Origin of the sequence: Candidatus Pseudomonas auctus (assembly GCF_048654275.1) — a bacterium.
In the GTDB taxonomy this organism is placed as follows: domain Bacteria; phylum Pseudomonadota; class Gammaproteobacteria; order Pseudomonadales; family Pseudomonadaceae; genus Aquipseudomonas; species Aquipseudomonas pharyngis.
In genome coordinates, this window is sequence record NZ_JBJYZK010000004.1 from 184,991 (window position 1) to 204,126 (window position 19,136).

Below are 19,136 nucleotides of genomic sequence, written 5' to 3' on the forward strand. Positions count from 1 at the left end.
CTCGGTCCTAGAGCGGAGCCAGCTCGGTTTCAGCTTCGACGGCTTTCACCGCCTTGAGCTGGCGCATCTGCTCGCAGCCCCACAACACCCGCTCCGGGGTCGCCGGTGCGTCGATCTTCGGTTGATGCTTGTAGTCGCCGAGGCTGGCCACCGCGTCCTTGATCGCGCACCACGCGGCGATGCCGAGCATGAACGGCGGTTCACCCACAGCCTTGGAGTGGAACACCGTGTCTTCCGGGTTCTTGCGGTTTTCCACCAGCTTCACCCGCAGGTCCAGCGGCATGTCCGCCACGGCCGGGATCTTGTAACTGGCCGGGCCGTTGGTCATCAGCTTGCCCTTGTTGTTCCACACCAGTTCTTCCATGGTCAGCCAGCCCATGCCCTGGACGAAGCCGCCCTCGACCTGGCCGATGTCGATGGCCGGGTTCAGCGAGGCGCCGACGTCGTGGAGGATGTCGGTGCGCAGCATCTTGTACTCACCGGTCAGGGTGTCGACGATCACTTCGCAGCACGCCGCGCCGAAGGCGAAGTAGTAGAACGGCCGGCCACGGGCCTGGCTGCGGTCGTAGTAGATTTTCGGGGTCTTGTAGAACCCGGTGCTCGACAGCGACACCTGATTGAAATACGCCAGCTGGATCAGCGCTTCGAAGGTCAGGATGTGGTCACGCACCCGTACGTGGCCGTTATGGAATTCCACGTCTTCTTCGCTGACCTTGTAGTGCCGCGCGGCGAATTCGACCAGACGCCGCTTGATTGTCTCGGCAGCGTTCTGCGCCGCTTTGCCGTTCAGGTCGGCGCCACTGGATGCCGCGGTCGGCGAGGTGTTCGGCACTTTGTCGGTGTTGGTCGCGGTGATCTGCACGCGGTCCATTTCCACCTGGAACACTTCGGCCACGACCTGCGCGACTTTGGTGTTCAGGCCCTGGCCCATTTCCGTGCCGCCGTGGTTCAGGTGGATGCTGCCGTCGGTGTAGACGTGTACCAAGGCGCCTGCCTGGTTGAGGAAGCTGGCAGTGAAGGAAATGCCGAATTTCACCGGGGTCAGCGCCAGGCCTTTTTTCAGGATCGGGCTGTTGGCGTTGTAGCGACGGATCGCTTCGCGGCGCTCGGCGTACTGGCTGCTTTCTTCCAGCTCGGCGGTCATCTCTTCGAGCATGTTGTGCTCGACGGTCTGGTAGTAATGGGTGACGTTGCGCTCGGTCTTGCCGTAGTAGTTGGCCTTGCGCACGGCCAGCGGATCGAGGTTCAAATGACGGGCGATGGCGTCCATCACTTCTTCGATCGCGACCATCCCTTGCGGGCCGCCGAAACCACGGTACGCGGTGTTCGACGCGGTGTTGGTCTTGCAGCGGTGACCGTTGATGGTCGCATCGCCCAGGTAATACGAGTTGTCCGAATGGAACATCGCCCGGTCGACAATCGAGGCCGACAGGTCAGGCGAGCAGCCGCAGTTACCGGCCAGATCCATCGCGATGCCGTGCAGGCGCCCGGTGCTGTCGAAGCCGACGTCGTACTCGACGTAGAACGGGTGACGCTTGCCGGTCATCAGCATGTCTTCGACACGCGGCAGGCGCATCTTGGTCGGCTGACCGGTGAGGTGCGCGATCACTGCGCACAGGCAGGCCGGGCTCGCGGCCTGGGTTTCCTTGCCGCCGAAACCACCGCCCATGCGGCGCATGTCGACCACGATCTTGTTCATCGAAACGTCGAGAACTTCGGCCACCAGTTTCTGCACTTCGGTGGGGTTCTGCGTCGAGCAGTAAACGATCATGCCGCCGTCTTCAGTCGGCATCACCGAGGAGATCTGGGTCTCCAGATAGAAGTGTTCCTGGCCGCCGATGTGCAGTGTGCCTTGAATGCGATGTTCGGCCGTGGCCAGCGCCGTGGTCGAATCGCCGCGCTGATGGGTGTGGCTGTCGAGCACGAAGTGGCGTTTGCGCAGGGCTTCGACCACGTCCAGCACCGGCTCCAGATCTTCGTATTCGATGATTGCGGCCATGGCGGCCTTGCGTGCGGTTTCCAGATCCTTGGCGGCCACGGCCAGCACTGGTTGACCGACGAACTGCACGTCATCGATGGCCAGCAGCGGATCACCCGGCAGCAGCGGGCCGATGTCTTTCAGGCCCGGCACGTCTTCGTGGGTAATGGCGATGCGCACGCCTTCGAAGGCGTAGCAGGGCTGGGTGTCGATGCTGATGATTTTCGCGTGGGCGCGATCCGACAGCCGTGCGTAAACGTGCAACTGGTTGGGGAATTCCAGACGGTCATCGATGTATTGCGCTTCACCGGACACATGCTTGGCGGCGCTGTCGTGCTTGACGCTGCGGCCGACGCCGGTGGTCAGGTCCTTGGCGAACAATTCAGCCAGTTCAGCTTGAGTTTTCTCTACGCCGTGATGGTTAGACATAAGCGGTCACCCGAGTCTCGATGTGCGGTGTTTGCAGTTCGATGAAGTATTTGCGCAGCAGGTTCTGCGCGCTGAGCAGGCGGTATTCCTTGCTGGCGCGGAAGTCCGAGAGCGGGGTGAAATCCTCGCCCAGCGCGGTGCAGGCACGTTCGACGACGGCATTGTTGAACGGCTGACCGAGCAGCACGGCTTCGCAATGAGCGGCGCGTTTCGGGATCGCGGCCATGCCACCGAAGGCGACGCGGGCGTCGGTGATCACGCCGTTCTCGACCCGCAGATTGAAGGCGGCGCAGACGGCAGAAATGTCATCGTCCAGACGCTTGGAGACTTTGTAGGCGCGGAAACGCTGCTCGGCCGTGGCGCGTGGGACGATGATCTTTTCGATGAACTCGCTTTCCTGGCGCGCGGTAACCCGGTAATCGATGAAGTAATCTTCAAGTGCCAGCGTGCGGCGGGTCTCACCCTTGCACAGCACGATCTGCGCGCCGAGGGCGATCAGCAGAGGCGGTGAGTCACCAATCGGCGAGGCGTTGCCGATGTTGCCGCCCAAAGTGCCCTGGTTGCGGATCTGCAGGGAGGCGAAGCGGTGCAGCAGTTCGCCGAAGTCGGGGTACTCGGCGTTCAACGCTTCGTAGCAGTCGGAGAGGGCGGTGGCGGCGCCGATTTCGATGCGATCCTCGAAGTGCTCGATGCGCTTCATTTCGGCGACGTTGCCGACGTAGATCATCACCGGCAGCGTGCGGTGGAACTGAGTGACTTCCAGCGCCAGATCGGTGCCGCCGGCCAGCAGGCGGGCCTGTGGATAAGCGTCGTAGAGATCGGCCAGATCGGCCACGGTCAGCGGCACCAGGCAGCGTTTGTCGCCGCTGTTGAGTTCGCCGATCGACGTCGGGGCAATGGCTTTGAGGCGGGAGATGGTTTCCGCTTCGCGGGCGTCGAACTGGTCCGGTTGCTTGCCGCAGCAGGATTGTTCGGCGGCGGCCAGGATCGGCCGGTAGCCGGTGCAGCGGCAGAGGTTGCCGGCCAGCGCTTCGTGGGCCTTGGCCTGATCCGGTGCATCGCTGTTCTTTTGCAGGGCGAACAGCGACATCACGAAACCGGGGGTGCAGAAACCGCACTGCGAACCGTGGCACTCGACCATGGCTTTCTGCACGCTGTGCAGTTCGCCCTTGTGCTTGAGGTCTTCGACGCTGATCAATTGCTTGCCGTGCAGCGACGAAACGAACGTCAGGCACGAGTTGAGGCTGCGATAGCGAATGTGCTCGCGGCCATCGTCATCCGTCTGCAACTCGCCGACCACCACCGTACAGGCGCCGCAGTCACCGCTGGCGCAGCCTTCTTTGGTGCCGGATTTGCCCACGTGTTCGCGCAGGTAGTTGAGCACAGTCAGGTTCGGGTCCAGGGCGTGCTCGCTACGGAGTTCCTGGTTAAGTAAAAACTGGATCACGGAAGGCCTCGCAGACTCATTATTGTTGTTGAGCGACTTGAGCCGAATTTAGCAGGTCTGACTTTTCGGTCAATGGTTTTCTGACTTAAAGGTCAGGAAAAACCGTTTTGTCGCTCAACCTCGTGTCTCTTCAGTATTGACCCTCATTGGATCAAGCGCTTTTTTGCGGGATTCGTGCCAAAAACCGCTGTGCGGGCACTCCGCCATGACCGCGCATTGCGCTACACTGCGCCGCTTGTGCAGATCGAAGAGTTTGAAGGACAACCATGACGTTCAAGGCGCCGGACAGCCTCGCCGAGCAAATCGCTCACCACCTCGCCGAACGGATCATTCGCGGCGAAATGAAGCCGGGAGAGCGCATCCAGGAACAGAAGGTCACGCTGGCGCTGAACGTCAGCCGCGGTTCGGTCCGCGAAGCCTTGCTGATCCTCGAGCGCCGTCACCTGATCGCGATCCTGCCGCGCCGCGGTGCCCACGTCACCGAACTGACGGCGCACAAGGTGCAGAGCCTGTGCACGCTGATGAGCGAGCTGTACATCCTGCTCGGCAACGCAGTGGCCTATGGCTGGCAGACCCAGGCCGACATGGCGCCGTTCGTGCAGATCCAGCAGCGCCTGACCGCCAGCTACGAGCGTCAGGACATCCGCACCTTCGTCGACGACAGCTTCAACGTCATGCGCGCCGCGTATCCCTTCGCCAACAACCCGTACCTGCAAGAAACGGTCGAGAACCTGCAACCGGCCATGAGCCGTGCGTACTTCCTCGCGCTGGAGCAGCGCAAGGCCGAGATGAGCGAGTTCCTCGACCTGTTCGAACGCCTGCTCGCCGCCGTCCTCGCCCGTGACCTGCCGCAGATCCGCATCGTGCTGACGGCTTACGCCCAGCGCAGCTGCGATCTGGTGGTGTCCGCCCTGACGGTTGCCTGACCTTGCGGCTCAAGTGCATCAAGCTGGCGGGGTTCAAATCCTTCGTCGACCCGACCACGGTGAACTTCCCCAGCAACATGGCGGCGGTCGTCGGGCCGAACGGTTGCGGCAAGTCGAACATCATCGACGCCGTGCGCTGGGTGATGGGCGAGAGCTCGGCCAAGAACCTGCGCGGCGAGTCGATGACCGACGTCATCTTCAATGGCTCGACCAGCCGCAAACCGGTGAGCCAGGCGAGCATCGAGCTGGTGTTCGACAACTCCGACGGCACGCTGCTGGGCGAGTGGGCGGCCTACGCGGAAATTTCGATCCGCCGCAAAGTGACCCGCGACAGCCAGACGACTTATTACCTCAACGGCGCCAAATGCCGTCGTCGCGACATCACCGACATTTTCCTCGGCACCGGCCTCGGCCCGCGCAGTTACTCGATCATCGAGCAGGGGATGATCTCCAAGCTGATCGAGTCCAAACCGGAAGACCTGCGTAACTTCATCGAAGAAGCCGCCGGCATCTCCAAGTACAAGGAGCGCCGACGCGAGACCGAAAACCGCATCCGTCGCACCCACGAAAACCTGGCCCGTCTGACCGACCTGCGCGAAGAGCTCGAGCGCCAGCTCGAACGCCTGCACCGTCAGGCCGAGGCCGCCAAGAAGTATCAGGAATACAAGGCTGAAGAGCGCCAGCTCAAGGCCCAACTGTCGGCCCTGCGCTGGCAGGATCTGAACGATCAGGTCAGCCAGCGTGAATCGATCATCGGCAGCCAGGAAATCAGCTTCGAAGCGCTGGTTGCCGAGCAGCGCAACGCCGACGCCGCCATTGAACGCCTGCGCGACGGTCACCATGACCTGTCCGAGCGCTTCAATCTGGTGCAGGGGCGCTTCTATTCGGTCGGCGGCGACATCGCCCGGGTCGAGCAGAGCATCCAGCACGGTCAGCAACGCTTGCGCCAATTGCAGGACGATCTGAAAGAAGCCGAGCGCGCACGCCTCGAAACCGAATCGCACCTGGGCCACGACCGCACCTTGCTGCTGACCCTTGGCGAAGAGCTCGATCAACTGACCCCCGAGCAGGAAATCACCAACGCTGCCGCTGAAGAAGCCGCCGCTGCGCTGGAAGATTCCGAAACCGTGATGCACGGCTGGCAGGAGCAGTGGGACGCCTTCAACCTGACTGCCGCCGAACCCCGTCGTCAGGCCGAAGTGCAGCAGTCGCGCATCCAGCAGCTGGAAACCAGCATGGAGCGTCTGGCCGATCGGCAAAAGCGTCTGGGCGAAGAGCGCGCGCTGCTGTCGGCCGATCCGGAAGACGCGGCGATCATGGAGCTCAGCGAACAGCTCGCCGAGTCCGAAGCCACCCTTGAAGATTTGCAGACCAGCGAAGAAGCCCAGGTCGAAAAACTTGAGCAACTGCGGCAGGAACTGCAGCAGGCGCTGACCGCGCAGCAACAGGCGCAGGGCGATTTGCAGCGCCTCAATGGTCGCCTTGCGTCACTCGAAGCCTTGCAGCAGGCCGCGCTCGATCCGGGCACCGGCACCGCCGAATGGCTGAAAGAACACAACCTCGCCGAACGCCCGCGTCTGGCCGAAGGCCTGAAGGTCGAGGCCGGTTGGGAGCTGGCGGTGGAAACCGTGCTCGGCGCCGACCTGCAAGCGGTGCTGGTGGATGATTTCGACGGCTTCGATCTGTCCGGTTTTGCCCAAGGCGATTTGCGTTTGCTCAGCCCCGGCAATGACGGCGTGCGCGTGGCCGGCAGCCTGCTGGACAAGGTCGAGGCGCAGGTTGATCTGTCGCCGTGGCTCGCTCAGGTCAAGCCGGTCGACAGCCTTGAACAGGCGCTGGCTCTGCGTGGCCAACTGACTGCCGGGCAGAGCCTGATCAGCCGCGACGGTTACTGGGTCGGCCGGCATTTCCTGCGGGTGCGCCGCGCCAGCGAAGCCGAAAGCGGCATGCTTGCGCGCGGTCAGGAAATCGAATCGCTGCATGCGGAACGCGAAGAGCGTGAAGCCACGGTCGAGGCCATGGAAACCCGTCTGCAAACCCTGCGCGCGCAACAGCGTCAGCAGGAAAACGGTCGCGAACATCTGCGTCGTTTGCTGCAAGACGAAGCCCGTCAGCAAGGCGAGTTGAAAGCCCAGTTGTCCGCCGGCAAAGCCAAGGCCGAGCAGTTGAACCTGCGTCGCACCCGCCTCGATGAAGAACTGGTAGAGCTCGCTGAACAGCGCGAACTGGAACACGAAAACATCGGCGAAGCGCGGATCCAGTTGCAGGACGCCCTCGACGCCATGGCCCTCGACACCGAGCAGCGCGAATTGCTGCTGGCCCAGCGCGACAGTCTGCGCGAACGTCTGGATCGGGTGCGTCAGGAAGCCCGTCAGCACAAGGACCACGCGCATCAATTGGCCGTGCGCCTCGGCTCGTTGCGGGCCCAGCATGATTCGACTCGCCAGGCCCTTGAGCGTCTGGAAATGCAGGCCGAGCGTCTCACCGAAAAACGTGAACAGCTCAGCCTGAATCTGGAGGAGGGCGAGGCGCCGCTGGAAGAGTTGCGCCTCAAACTCGAAGAATTGCTCGACAAGCGCATGAGCGTCGACGACGAACTCAAGACCGCCCAGATCGCTCTGGAAGACGCTGACCGCGAACTGCGCGACGCGGAAAAACGCCGGACCCAGGCCGAGCAGCAATCGCAATTGATCCGTGGCCAGCTCGAACAGCAACGCATGGAATGGCAGGCCCTGACCGTGCGCCGCAAGGCTCTGCAGGATCAACTGCTGGAAGACGGCTACGATCTGCACGGCGTGCTCAATACTCTGACTGCCGAGGCCAGCGAGAAGGCTGCCGAAGAAGAACTTGAACGCATCGCCGCGCGCATTCAGCGCCTGGGCGCGATCAACCTCGCGGCGATCGACGAATACCAGCAACAATCCGAGCGTAAACGTTATCTGGACGCCCAGGACGCCGATCTGGTCGAAGCACTGGAGACCCTGGAAAACGTCATCCGCAAGATCGACAAGGAAACCCGTAACCGTTTCAAAGATACCTTTGATCAGATCAATGGCGGTTTACAGGCACTTTTTCCAAAAGTTTTCGGTGGCGGGCGGGCGTATTTGGAACTGACGGGCGAAGATCTACTCGATACAGGGGTGACGATCATGGCGCAGCCGCCCGGGAAGAAGAACAGCACCATCCATTTGCTCTCCGGCGGCGAGAAAGCCCTGACGGCACTGGCACTGGTTTTTGCGATCTTCAAATTGAATCCGGCGCCGTTCTGCATGCTCGATGAAGTTGACGCACCACTGGATGACGCTAACGTTGGACGCTACGCACGATTGGTCAAAGAGATGTCGCAGACCGTGCAGTTCATCTATATCACCCACAACAAGATCGCCATGGAAATGGCTGACCAGTTGATGGGGGTGACGATGCACGAGCCGGGTTGTTCGCGACTGGTAGCCGTGGATGTCGAGGAGGCGATGGCGATGGTGGATGCCTGAGCCGGCGCTGTCGGAAAGGGTATCTGTAGTCTGTAGGACATATTTACCGGCTTCGACTTGCTGGCCAATCGACATAATCGCGCAAGCCAATGAGACAGACGGTGTAAAGTTGTCTTTGGTCGTGCTAGTTTAATGTCAATTTTTCGTATACGTGGGCAAAACGCCTGTCAGAACATAGAGTTGGCGCCACGTTTTAAAGCGGTTTGCACAGTGTAAACCCCTTATTTTTCAGCATTTTTTATAGAGGCACGGGATTACATGGAAATCGGTCTGCGCGAGTGGCTGATCGTCATCGGCATCATTGTGATAGCCGGTATTCTTTTCGATGGCTGGCGCCGTATGCGCGGCGGCAAGGGAAAACTGAAATTCCGTCTTGACCGAAGTCTGTCCAACCTGCCGGACGAGGACACCAGCGCCGAACTGCTGGGCCCGGCCCGCGTGCTGGATACCCATAAAGAGCCACAACTGGACGAACACGATCTGCCATCGGTGAGCATGCCGGCCCGCGAAGCACGCGAGCCTCGCGAATCCGGTTCCAAGCGCGGCAAGCGTGGCAGCAACGGTCCGGCCCAGGGGGACCTGAACCTCGATCTGGATCTGGACGGCGGCCCGAGCTTCAGCAGCCGCGATGATGATTTTGTCGAATCTGCCGCCAAGTCGTCGCCTGCCGTTGCCGATAAAGATCAGCCGCAAGCCGAAGAAGTGCTGGTGATCAGCGTGATCTGCCGCGACCCGGCCGGCTTCAAGGGCCCGGCACTGCTGCAGAACATTCTGGAAAGCGGTCTGCGTTTCGGCGAGATGGATATCTTCCACCGTCACGAAAGCATGGCCGGCAACGGTGAAGTGCTGTTCTCCATGGCCAACGCGGTCAAGCCGGGCATCTTCGATCTGGACGACATCGACCATTTCAGCACCCCGGCGGTGAGCTTCTTCCTCGGCCTGCCAGGCCCGCGTCATCCGAAGCAGGCCTTCGACGTGATGGTCGCGGCAGCCCGCAAGCTGTCCCAGGAACTGAACGGCGAATTGAAAGATGACCAGCGCAGCGTCCTGACCGCGCAGACCATCGAGCACTACCGTCAGCGCATCGTTGAATTCGAACGTCGCGCCCTGACCCAGAAGCGTTGATTGAAAAGGTTGCCTCGTCATAAAGAGGCAATCGGCAAAATAGATTGAGCAGCCTCGGCTGCTCTTTTGCTTTATGAGAGAACACCCATGACTGCCGCCAAAGACCGCATTCTAAAGCTGCGCGCTGAACTCGATCAGCACAACTACCGTTACCACGTCCTCGATGAGCCGAGCATTCCGGATGCCGAGTACGACCGGTTGTTCCACGAGCTCAAGGCGCTGGAAGCGGCCAACCCGGAACTGATCACCAGCGATTCGCCGACCCAGCGCGTCGGCAGCGTGGCGCTGACCGCGTTCACCCAGGTGCGTCACGAAGTGCCGATGCTCAGCCTCGGCAACGCCTTCGAAGAAACCGACATGCGCGAGTTCGACCGTCGGGTGACCGAGGGTCTGGACCTGCCGGCCGGCGATCTATTTGGCGGTGGCGCGGCGGTGGAATACAGCTGCGAACCGAAACTCGATGGCTTGGCGGTCAGTCTGCTGTATCAGGACGGCGTGCTGGTGCGCGGTGCCACGCGCGGCGACGGCACCACCGGCGAAGACATCAGCGTCAACGTGCGCACGGTGCGCAACATCCCCCTGAAACTGCACGGCACGGGCTGGCCGGCGACCCTTGAAGTGCGCGGCGAAGTGTTCATGTCCAAGGCCGGTTTCGAACGCCTCAACGCTTCGCAACTGGAAGTCGGCGGCAAAACCTTCGCCAACCCGCGCAACGCCGCCGCCGGCAGCCTGCGTCAGCTGGATTCGAAGATCACCGCCAACCGCCCGCTGGAATTCTGCTGCTACGGCATCGGTCAGGTCTCTCACGATATTTCCGACACCCACATCGGCAACCTCAAGCAACTGCAAGCCTGGGGCATGCCGATCAGCCACGAATTGAAACTGGCCAAGGGCATTGGCGAATGCCTGGATTACTACCGCGATATAGGCGAACGCCGCAACTCGCTGGCCTATGAAATCGATGGCGTGGTGTTCAAGGTCAACAGCATTGCCGATCAGCGCGAACTGGGCTTCCGCGCCCGCGAACCTCGTTGGGCCATCGCCCACAAATTTCCGGCCATGGAAGAACTCACCGAACTGCTCGACGTGGAATTCCAGGTCGGCCGCACCGGTGCCGTCACACCCGTGGCGCGGTTAAAACCGGTCAAGGTTGCCGGCGTCACCGTGGCCAATGCCACGCTGCACAACATGGATGAAGTGGCCCGGCTGGGCTTGATGATCGGCGACACGGTGATCATTCGCCGCGCCGGTGACGTGATCCCGCAAGTGGTGCAGGTCGTCACCGAGCGTCGTCCCGAAGATGCGCGGCCGGTGCAGATTCCCGAGAGCTGCCCGGTCTGCGGCTCCCACGTCGAGCGCACGCAACTGGTCAAGCGCAGCAAGGGTAAGGAAACCATCAGCGAAGGCGCGGTGTATCGCTGCGTCGGCCGACTGGCGTGCGGTGCGCAACTCAAGCAGGCGATCATTCACTTCGTCTCCCGTCGCGCGATGGACATCGAAGGTCTTGGCGACAAGAGCGTCGAGCAGTTGGTGGACGAAGGTCTGGTCAGTTCGCCGGCCGATCTTTACGCCCTGAAGTTCGATGACATCGTCGACCTGGAAGGCTTCGCCGAGGTGTCGAGCAACAAGTTGCTGGCTGCGATTGAAGACAGCAAGAAGCCGGGGCTGGCGCGGTTCATCTATGCGCTGGGCATCCCGGATGTCGGCGAAGAGACGGCCAAGGTGCTGGCGCGTTCGCTGGGGTCGCTGGAGCGTGTTCAGCAAGCCTTGCCGCAAGTGCTGACTTACCTGCCGGACATCGGTCTGGAAGTGGCGCACGAGATTCACAGCTTCTTCGAAGATGCGCACAACCGGCAGGTGATCACCGAGCTGCTGGGCCACGGTTTGCAGATTCAGGATCAGGGCGAGCTGGGTGCCGAGTTTGCTGCGAGCACCACGCTGGGCGGCTTCCTCGACAAGCTGCACATTCCTTCGGTGGGGCCGGGCGGGGCGCAGAAGCTGGCTGACAAGTTCGAAACGCTGGAAGGGGTGATGACCGCTGACTGGTTGGACATGCGCCAGGCATTGCCGGAGAAGCAGGCCAATTCGGTACGCGAGTTTTTTGCCTTGCCCGAGCATCGTCAACTGGCTGAAGACGCCGAAAAGCAACTGCGCGATTTCGGCATGCACTGGCAAAGCGAAAAGAAAGTCGTCGAAGGCCTGCCGCTGGCCGGCGAAACCTGGGTGCTGACCGGCAAGGTCGAGTTGATGAGCCGCGACATCGCCAAGGAACACCTGGAAAGCCTCGGCGCCAAGGTTGCCGGCTCCGTGTCGGCCAAGACCCATTGCGTGGTCGCCGGACCGGGTGCGGGGTCGAAACTGACCAAGGCCAACGAACTGGGAGTGAGGGTCATGGATGAGGAGGCGTTTATTGCGTTCCTGAAAGGACACGGTATTTCCGCCTGACGCAACGCGCGGGAACGATCAGCTCGCGGGAATGATCTAGTCTTGGCAAGCCCAAGGGAGAGATCGCCATGTACCGCTTTTTCGAGCAGCTCAGTTCTCGCATCGTCGCGCCGTTCATGGGCGAATCCTCGCGCAACAGCAAAGTCTGGCCGTGTCGCTGCGGCCAGTCGCTGTTCTTTCGCAACAGCCAGTGCCTGGCCTGTAACGCGGCGCTGGGTTATCAACCGGAACACAGTCGACTGACCTCGTTGCAGCCGGGGCCGCAAAAGGGCACCTGGACGCTGGACGTCGATCCCGACGCCGGGCTGTTCCGGCGCTGCGCCAATCTCGACACCCCGGCGGCCTGTAACTGGCTGCTGCCCGCCAATGATCACGACACCCTCTGCGCGGCCTGCGCTCTGAATCGCACCATCCCCGACCTGTCCGTCCCGGAAAACCCCGAACGCTGGCGCAAGGTGGAAATCGCCAAGCGGCGACTGGTCGCGCAACTGATCAGCCTTGGACTGCCGGTCGTCCCGAAAACCGTCGACGAAGCCACCGGCCTGGCCTTCGATTTCATCGGCGTCGATCTGCAAGGCAATGCACCCATGACCGGCCACGCCAACGGCCTGATCACCCTCGACATCGAAGAAGCCGACGACGCCCACCGCGAACGGGTCCGGGCGCAGATGCACGAACCCTATCGCACGTTGCTCGGGCACTTTCGCCACGAGGTCGGGCATTACTATTGGGATCGCCTGATCGACAACGGCCCGTGGCTCGGTTCATTCCGCAACCTGTTCGGCGACGAGCGCGCCAGTTATGCCGAGGCGCTTGAACGGCATTATCAACAGGGCGCGCCGGCGGACTGGTCGCAGCACTACGTCAGTGCCTACGCCACCATGCATCCGTGGGAAGACTGGGCGGAAACCTGGGCGCATTACCTGCATATGATGGACGCGGTGGACACGGCGCTGGGTTTCGGCATGAGTGCCCGGGAGATGGATCTGGATTACCAGCCGTTTCCGTCGAGCACGCTGTACGACCCCGAGCATCCCGGCGGCGCGGCATTCCTGTCGTTCGTCAACGCGTGGATCGAACTGGCCGGCATGCTCAACGAACTGTCGCGCAGCATGGGCCAGCCGGATTTCTATCCGTTCGTGCTGCCGCCAGCGGCGATTGCCAAGCTGCACTTCATTCATCTGGTGATCCAGCAAGAGGGCGGCCGCGCGGACGAGGTGCTTCAGGCGCAATAGCAAGTGCTTGAAGCCCTTCATATTTTTAATCTGCAACCAGCGGTTGTAACTTCGTCTCAGATAGGTACAATGGCGCGGCTCGCCGACAGGCGAGTGTCGTTATGGTGACCCTATCGGTCCCCCCGCAACGATTACCCGTGAACCTGGTCAGAGCCGGAAGGCAGCAGCCACAGCGGGAACATTGTGTGCCGGGGTGTGGCTGGTAGGGTTACCACCTTAACGAACATCGAACGAATCAACACCGAACTGCATGGGTTTCGCCCACTGCGGTTTTTTTATGCCTGCGATTTGGCGTTTCGTACCCGAACCTCTTGCTCGCGAGGGCGCCGACACGGGGTAATCATTTGCTCTTCAATCCCGCATACTCGCAGCCACCGAAATAAATGAAGAGTCTGGCCAGGATCGACCCAGCAAGGTCTGCGCCCTGGCCGCGAGGTTTTATGCTCCCGGAACATTCCGATCTATCCAGCCCCGTGTTCTTGCCCGTCACGGATGAAACCTGCGCGAACCTGTTGCAGGCGAGTGGCGCCAAAGCCCTCGAAAGCCTGACCGATCCCGAATTGGCGGCAGTGCTGGTCATCCAGAATCTGGTGCAGACGAAAGAGCAGGATCTCGGCGCCGTGGCGGCAGAGAAAATTCTGGCAAAGCTCTTGTCCTGGGCTGCTGAAACTCGGCAATCAACCACGGCGAGCCTGCTGTCGGAAGCGCAGCGACTGTTCGACCCGCGCAAACTGTATTTCGGCCTGAAGGTCCTGAATCCTCTGAACCTGCGTTTTCTGTCGGCCGAAGAAGTATCCGCACGCGACTACTTGTTGCCCGACGGCCAGTGGGACTTCGAATACAAGGTGCGGCGCCATCGCAGCCATGACCCGTTCAGCCAGCCGATCGTGACGCCCCGACAGCGCGAGCGCTGGTTGAGCCCGGCACAGGACAAACTGGTCAGAACCTTCCGCGCCAATCTGGACGAAGACCTGCACGTTCAAGGCTACGCAGGAATCGGCAAAAGCCATCTGCTGGTGGCGTTGCTGGAGCACCTGCGCCCGGAAAAGACTCTGTTGCTGGCGCGCACCCCGGCCAAGCTCGAAGTTCTTCGTCAGCGCATGGTGGGGCCGAGCGAGAAGAAGGCTGGCAAGACCTTCCTGGCGTTTGCCCAGTCGCTGATGCTCGGGCGCAGGCCTCAGGCTGAAGGGGCGACTCGGATCCTCAGTCGCCAGGCGCTGGCGCAGGAACTGAATATCTTCGGCTTTCGCCACCACGACGGACCGGCAACCCTTGAACTCTGCCTCAAGGTGATCGAGCGCTACTGCCGCTTCCGCGATCACACCTTTTCGGCGAAGCATCTGCCGCATTTCAACCAGCCGCTCTCCAGCGTCGACGCTCAGGTGTTGCTGGAGTATTCGAGCCGGGTGTGGGGCTATCTCGAACTCAACCCGGCGTGGGGCAGCCAGACTGGCTTCGAAGCGCTGCTGATGATCAAGCGGGCCTGCATTGCTGGTTGCGTGGTGCCGGCGCGCTACACGCATGTGCTGATCGACGAGAGCCAGGATATTCCCGGCTCGCTGTTGCAGATCATCGAACGTGGCCGCCAAGTGCTGATCACCCTCGGCGACGAGTACCAGCAGGCCAGCGGCGTGCCGGTCAAACGGCACCGTGAGGTTCGCCAGAGCGATATCAGCTATTCCGTGCGTTCGGGTCGCAACGTCGAGCGGCTGGTCAATCCGCTGATCGCCCGGCACTCGCAGAAGGGCAAGATACCGTTCGAAGGCGCCAGTGATGCTGATGTCCTGATCAAGGAATATCCGGAAGGTTTTGTGCCGCCCGAAGGCTGCGTGGTGCTGACGGCATCGCCGTGGGACACGATGATCTGGGCCATCCACCTGCACGACGCCAACTGCAAGTTCAGATTCCCGGACAAGCGCACCCAGGATGAACTCAAGCATTTCATGGCCACCGCCATCGAACTGTTCAAACCTGATTTCTACCGCTCCGAATTCAGCGAAAACGGCGTGCATCCGTATTTCAGCGACCTGCCCGACTGGCAGGCCGTGTGCGACGCCAACCGGTTCGACGAGTCGTTTCTGCGGGTCAAGGCCAAGCTGGAAAACGGTTTCATGATTGCCGACCTGACACGCCTGAACCGAATGATCGACAACGCCGGCAACGGCTGCCTGCTGATGCTGGCGGAAGAGGCGGGTGGCATGGAGTTCGACAAGGTGCTACTGACACCGGGGCTGCTGACCAATGAGAAATTCAAGGACGCCTACGCGTTCGATCAGCGGATCTGCGCCGTGTACATCGCCATCTCCCGGGCCAGGCTGAAGCTTTACGTGCCGTACGATGTGGTTGCGTGGGTCGAGTATCACGAGTACCAGCGGTTTCGTGATACGGCGGGGCATTGAGGGTCTGGCTTACGGTTCGCCGCCCGCGCTGCCGGTATACAACCGAATGATGTCATCAATCTCCCCCGACATTTTCATCCGCAGCAACGTCCTCAATATCTGCTGCACCGGCACGTTCGGATCGTTGCGTACATAGCAACCGACCTTCTGTTCCTGCAACACCGCCACCGCTTGCAGTTGTTGCCCTGGCAGCAGGCGCTGGTTGAACCAGTCCAGGGTCCACTGATTGCTCACGGCGTAGCGGTAGCGGCCGGCCAGCAGTTTGTCGAGCACCTGCTCCTGATTGCGCGCGTCTTCGCGCCAGAGTCGATCGGCGTCGAATATCGGTTGTAGCGTGGGGTAGCTGTAGCCGAGGACGGTGCCGATCGACTGGCGGGGCAGGTGGGCCGGATCGGCGTTGGGCGGCTGGTCCTGACGGCTGATCAGCAGGTCGCGCTGGAAGAACAGCGGCAGACTCCAGATGTAGTCCCCGGACAGGTTCGGCAGCCAGGATTGTGCGGCATAGCAGCGCACGTCGACTTCGCCGTGTTCCATGGCGTTCTGCACCCGGGCGCGGGGCAGGACGTGAAATTGCGCCGGCACGCCGACCTGGGTCGCCAGGCTGAGCATCATGTCGTAGAGGATGCCCTGGGTCGGGCGGCCGCGTTCGATCTGCACCATCGGCATCGCCCAGCTGTCGGCAACGGCGAAGCGTAGCGGCGGTTGCGACGCCATCGCGCTCAGGCTGATTCCCAGTATTGCCCCCACGGCCCACCGCATAAACGCTCCGGTAATTCCCGATCCCGAACCGATAAAAGCCCCTGCCCATGCAGCTTAGCCAGAATAGACGAGCACACCGGATGCAATTTTGCCCTTGCTCCGCTAGCATTAGCCGCTTCTGCTTCCTTTGCCGCGACGGTTTTCGATGAGTTATCAGGTTCTTGCACGTAAATGGCGTCCGCGCTCGTTCCGCGAAATGGTCGGCCAGACCCATGTGCTCAAGGCTCTGATCAATGCCTTGGACAGCCAGCGCCTGCACCACGCCTACCTCTTCACGGGTACGCGGGGCGTCGGCAAGACCACGATTGCGCGGATCATCGCCAAATGCCTGAACTGTGAAACAGGTATCACTTCAAGCCCGTGTGGCGAGTGTTCGGTGTGCCGTGAGATCGATGAAGGCCGTTTCGTCGACCTGATCGAGATCGACGCCGCGAGCCGGACCAAGGTCGAGGACACCCGCGAGCTGCTCGACAACGTGCAGTACGCCCCGAGCCGCGGGCGCTTCAAGGTCTACCTGATCGACGAAGTGCACATGCTCTCCAGCCATTCCTTCAATGCGCTGCTGAAAACCCTCGAAGAGCCGCCGCCCTACGTCAAGTTCATCCTGGCGACCACTGACCCGCAGAAACTTCCGGCAACGATTTTGTCGCGATGCCTGCAGTTCTCCCTGAAGAACATGACGCCTGAGCGGGTGGTCGAGCATCTCACCCACGTTCTGGGCGCCGAAAACGTCCCGTTCGAAGATGACGCCCTGTGGCTGCTCGGCCGCGCGGCGGACGGTTCGATGCGTGACGCCATGAGCCTGACCGACCAGGCCATCGCCTTCGGTGAAGGCAAAGTGTTGGCCGCCGATGTGCGGGCGATGCTCGGTACGCTGGATCACGGTCAGGTCTACGACGTGTTGCACGCGCTGATTGAAGGCGACGCCAAGGCGTTGCTCGAAGCCGTGCGCCATCTGGCCGAACAGGGGCCGGACTGGAACGGCGTGCTCTCGGAAATTCTCAATGTGCTGCACCGTGTCGCCATCGCCCAGGCCTTGCCGGAAGGTGTCGACAACGGTCATGGCGACCGTGACCGGGTGCTGGCACTGGCCCAGGCGTTGCCGGCTGAAGACGTGCAGTTCTATTACCAGATGGGCCTGATCGGCCGCCGCGACTTGCCGCTGGCGCCGGACCCGCGAGGCGGCTTCGAAATGGTCCTGCTGCGGATGCTGGCCTTCCGGCCGGCGGACACGGCAGACGCCCCGAGGCAACCGCTAAAGCCAGTGGGGATCAGCCAGGCCACAGTTGATTCCGCAAACTCAGTGGCTGCCGCGCCGAAACCTGCGCCGGTAGTTGCTGCGGCTGTTGCACCCACACCCGCGCCAGCACCGGTGGTTACGCCTGCTCCCGAGCCTGCACCGGTTGCCCAGGTGATTGCGCCGGAACCCGTTCCTGAGCCAGAGCCAGAGCCAGAGCCAGAGCCGGTTGCCGTTGAGGAAGTTGTCGATCTGCCGTGGAATGACCCGGTAGAACCGGCGCCTGTGCAGCAGCCAGCGGTGGAGCCCGTTCTGGAAACCACCGCCGAACAACCCGATTTGCCGCCAATGCCACTGCCGACCCCGGACAGCGTCGTGCCGGACGCCCCGGAGTGGGCCGCCGCGCCGATCCCCGAGCCGTCAGTAGCCGACGTCGATGCCGCCACACCGGGCATGGACATGGACGACGAGCCGCCGCTGGACGAGGACTACATCGAGCCGGACATGGATTCGGCCTACAGTTACCTCGACGATCTGGCCAGCGAACACGCCGCAGAACCGACTCCCGAACCCGAGCCGGAACCTGCCGCCGCGCCGGCCACCGGTCTGGCCCTGCAATGGCTGGAGCTGTTCCCGCAACTGCCGATTTCCGGCATGACCGGCAGCATCGCCGCCAACTGCACGCTGATCGCGGTCGATGGCGACAACTGGCTGATGCACCTGGACCCGGCCCACAGCGCCTTGTTCAACGCCACCCAGCAGCGTCGCCTGAACGATGCGCTGAACCAGTTCCACGGACGCACGCTGACCCTGACCATCGAGCTGATCAAGCCCGAACAGGAAACCCCGGCCCAGGCCGCGTCCCGGCGCCGTGCCAACCGTCAGCGCGAGGCTGAAGAATCGATCCACGGCGATCCGTTCATCCAGCAGATGGTCCAGCAGTTCGGCGCGGTCGTGCGACACGATACTATTGAACCTGTCGACGCCCTGATCAGTCAGGGCTAATAACTGAGGGCGTCCGGCCTGTATGGCCGGGCGCTGTTTTGATACAAGTACTTTTGAGGTGATTCCCATGATGAAAGGTGGCATGGCCGGCCTGATGAAGCAGGCGCAGCAGATGCAGGAAAAAATGGCCAAGATGCAGGAAGAACTGGCCAACGCCGAAGTCACCGGCAAAGCCGGTGGCGATCTGGTCACCGTGGTGATGACCGGTCGTCATGACGTGAAAAAAGTCAGCATCGACCCGAGCGTACTGCCGGGCCTGGACGAAGACGACCGTGAAGTGGTCGAGGATCTGGTGGCCGCAGCCGTCAACGCCGCTGTGCGTCAGATCGAAGCCAACAGCCAGGCGAAAATGGGCAGCATGACCGCTGGCATGAACCTGCCGGCCGGTATGAAACTGCCGTTCTGATTCGCCATCCGGCGACAGATGAGCTACACAAAATGCCAGGCAGTGCGCCTGGCATTTTTGTTTCTGGCCGGTAGAGATGTGTTGGCTGTAATGACGCCTTCGCGAGCAAGCCCGCTCTCACATGGGATTGCATTTCAAATGTGGGAGCGGGCTTGCTCGCGAAAGCGTCAACACGATTTGCCGGAATAAACATCGAACACCCCACCGCCCCAAGGGTCTGCTTCCTATACCCCCGAATTCATCATTCAAAGGAG

11 protein-coding genes and 1 other RNA gene are annotated in these 19,136 nt (G+C 61.6%); 9 read left to right on the forward strand and 3 right to left on the reverse strand.

The annotated features are described in order from the left end of the window. Window positions 1-7: 7 nt before the first annotated feature. Both xdhB and xdhA read right to left on the reverse strand, forming a co-directional pair. A complete protein-coding gene (gene xdhB / locus ACKUG4_RS09925; RefSeq protein ID WP_236189452.1) occupies window positions 8-2,407 on the reverse strand; it encodes a xanthine dehydrogenase molybdopterin binding subunit in 2,400 nt (799 codons plus the stop codon). Beyond that, a complete protein-coding gene (xdhA, locus tag ACKUG4_RS09930) occupies window positions 2,400-3,854 on the reverse strand; it encodes a xanthine dehydrogenase small subunit (RefSeq protein WP_085609029.1) in 1,455 nt (484 codons plus the stop codon). Before xdhA ends, xdhB begins: the two co-directional genes overlap by 8 nt. A 266-nt stretch (window positions 3,855-4,120) precedes the next feature. On the opposite strand from xdhA, the gene ACKUG4_RS09935 reads away from it, so the two are divergent. The 7 genes from ACKUG4_RS09935 to ACKUG4_RS09965 all read left to right on the forward strand — a co-directional run bounded on the left by ACKUG4_RS09935 (window position 4,121) and on the right by ACKUG4_RS09965 (window position 15,475). Then, window positions 4,121-4,780: a GntR family transcriptional regulator gene (locus ACKUG4_RS09935; RefSeq protein WP_445433902.1), complete on the forward strand. Its 660-nt coding sequence runs from the start codon at window positions 4,121-4,123 to the stop codon at window positions 4,778-4,780. Between the two features lie 2 nt (window positions 4,781-4,782). Beyond that, a complete protein-coding gene (gene smc / locus ACKUG4_RS09940) occupies window positions 4,783-8,271 on the forward strand; it encodes a chromosome segregation protein SMC (protein ID WP_445433903.1) in 3,489 nt (1,162 codons plus the stop codon). A 258-nt stretch (window positions 8,272-8,529) separates the two neighbouring features. Then, a complete protein-coding gene (gene zipA / locus ACKUG4_RS09945) occupies window positions 8,530-9,396 on the forward strand; it encodes a cell division protein ZipA (protein WP_085613290.1) in 867 nt (288 codons plus the stop codon). Window positions 9,397-9,483: 87 nt separating this feature from the next. Continuing rightward, window positions 9,484-11,841 (forward strand): NAD-dependent DNA ligase LigA, encoded by a 2,358-nt coding sequence (gene ligA / locus ACKUG4_RS09950; protein ID WP_445433904.1) that lies wholly within the window; start codon window positions 9,484-9,486, stop codon window positions 11,839-11,841. Between the two features lie 68 nt (window positions 11,842-11,909). Continuing rightward, a complete protein-coding gene (locus ACKUG4_RS09955) occupies window positions 11,910-13,076 on the forward strand; it encodes a zinc-binding metallopeptidase family protein (protein WP_445433905.1) in 1,167 nt (388 codons plus the stop codon). Between the two features lie 111 nt (window positions 13,077-13,187). Beyond that, window positions 13,188-13,284, forward strand: an RNA gene (gene ffs / locus ACKUG4_RS09960) — signal recognition particle sRNA small type. A gap of 232 nt (window positions 13,285-13,516) precedes the next feature. Beyond that, window positions 13,517-15,475: a hypothetical protein gene (locus ACKUG4_RS09965; protein ID WP_445433906.1), complete on the forward strand. Its 1,959-nt coding sequence runs from the start codon at window positions 13,517-13,519 to the stop codon at window positions 15,473-15,475. Window positions 15,476-15,484: 9 nt separating this feature from the next. On the opposite strand, the gene ACKUG4_RS09970 is transcribed toward ACKUG4_RS09965, so the two are convergent. Then, entirely contained in the window at window positions 15,485-16,234 is a 750-nt protein-coding gene (locus ACKUG4_RS09970; protein ID WP_445433907.1) for a substrate-binding periplasmic protein, read from the reverse strand. Between the two features lie 145 nt (window positions 16,235-16,379). On the opposite strand from ACKUG4_RS09970, the gene dnaX reads away from it, so the two are divergent. Both dnaX and ACKUG4_RS09980 read left to right on the forward strand, forming a co-directional pair. Beyond that, a complete protein-coding gene (gene dnaX, locus ACKUG4_RS09975; RefSeq protein WP_445433908.1) occupies window positions 16,380-18,476 on the forward strand; it encodes a DNA polymerase III subunit gamma/tau in 2,097 nt (698 codons plus the stop codon). Between the two features lie 67 nt (window positions 18,477-18,543). Next, complete coding sequence (locus ACKUG4_RS09980) at window positions 18,544-18,882, forward strand: YbaB/EbfC family nucleoid-associated protein (protein ID WP_007951650.1); 339 nt, start codon at window positions 18,544-18,546, stop codon at window positions 18,880-18,882. Window positions 18,883-19,136 lie beyond the last annotated feature (254 nt).

Coding starts and splice junctions, on each gene's coding strand:
- ACKUG4_RS09935 (WP_445433902.1), top strand. CDS start 4,121: ATGACGTTCAAGGCGCCGGACAGCCTCGCCGAGCAAATCGCTCACCAC.
- ACKUG4_RS09955 (WP_445433905.1), top strand. CDS start 11,910: ATGTACCGCTTTTTCGAGCAGCTCAGTTCTCGCATCGTCGCGCCGTTC.
- zipA (WP_085613290.1), top strand. CDS start 8,530: ATGGAAATCGGTCTGCGCGAGTGGCTGATCGTCATCGGCATCATTGTG.
- ACKUG4_RS09970 (WP_445433907.1), bottom strand. CDS start 16,234: ATGCGGTGGGCCGTGGGGGCAATACTGGGAATCAGCCTGAGCGCGATG.
- xdhB (WP_236189452.1), bottom strand. CDS start 2,407: ATGTCTAACCATCACGGCGTAGAGAAAACTCAAGCTGAACTGGCTGAA.
- dnaX (WP_445433908.1), top strand. CDS start 16,380: ATGAGTTATCAGGTTCTTGCACGTAAATGGCGTCCGCGCTCGTTCCGC.
- ACKUG4_RS09980 (WP_007951650.1), top strand. CDS start 18,544: ATGATGAAAGGTGGCATGGCCGGCCTGATGAAGCAGGCGCAGCAGATG.
- ligA (WP_445433904.1), top strand. CDS start 9,484: ATGACTGCCGCCAAAGACCGCATTCTAAAGCTGCGCGCTGAACTCGAT.
- ACKUG4_RS09965 (WP_445433906.1), top strand. CDS start 13,517: ATGCTCCCGGAACATTCCGATCTATCCAGCCCCGTGTTCTTGCCCGTC.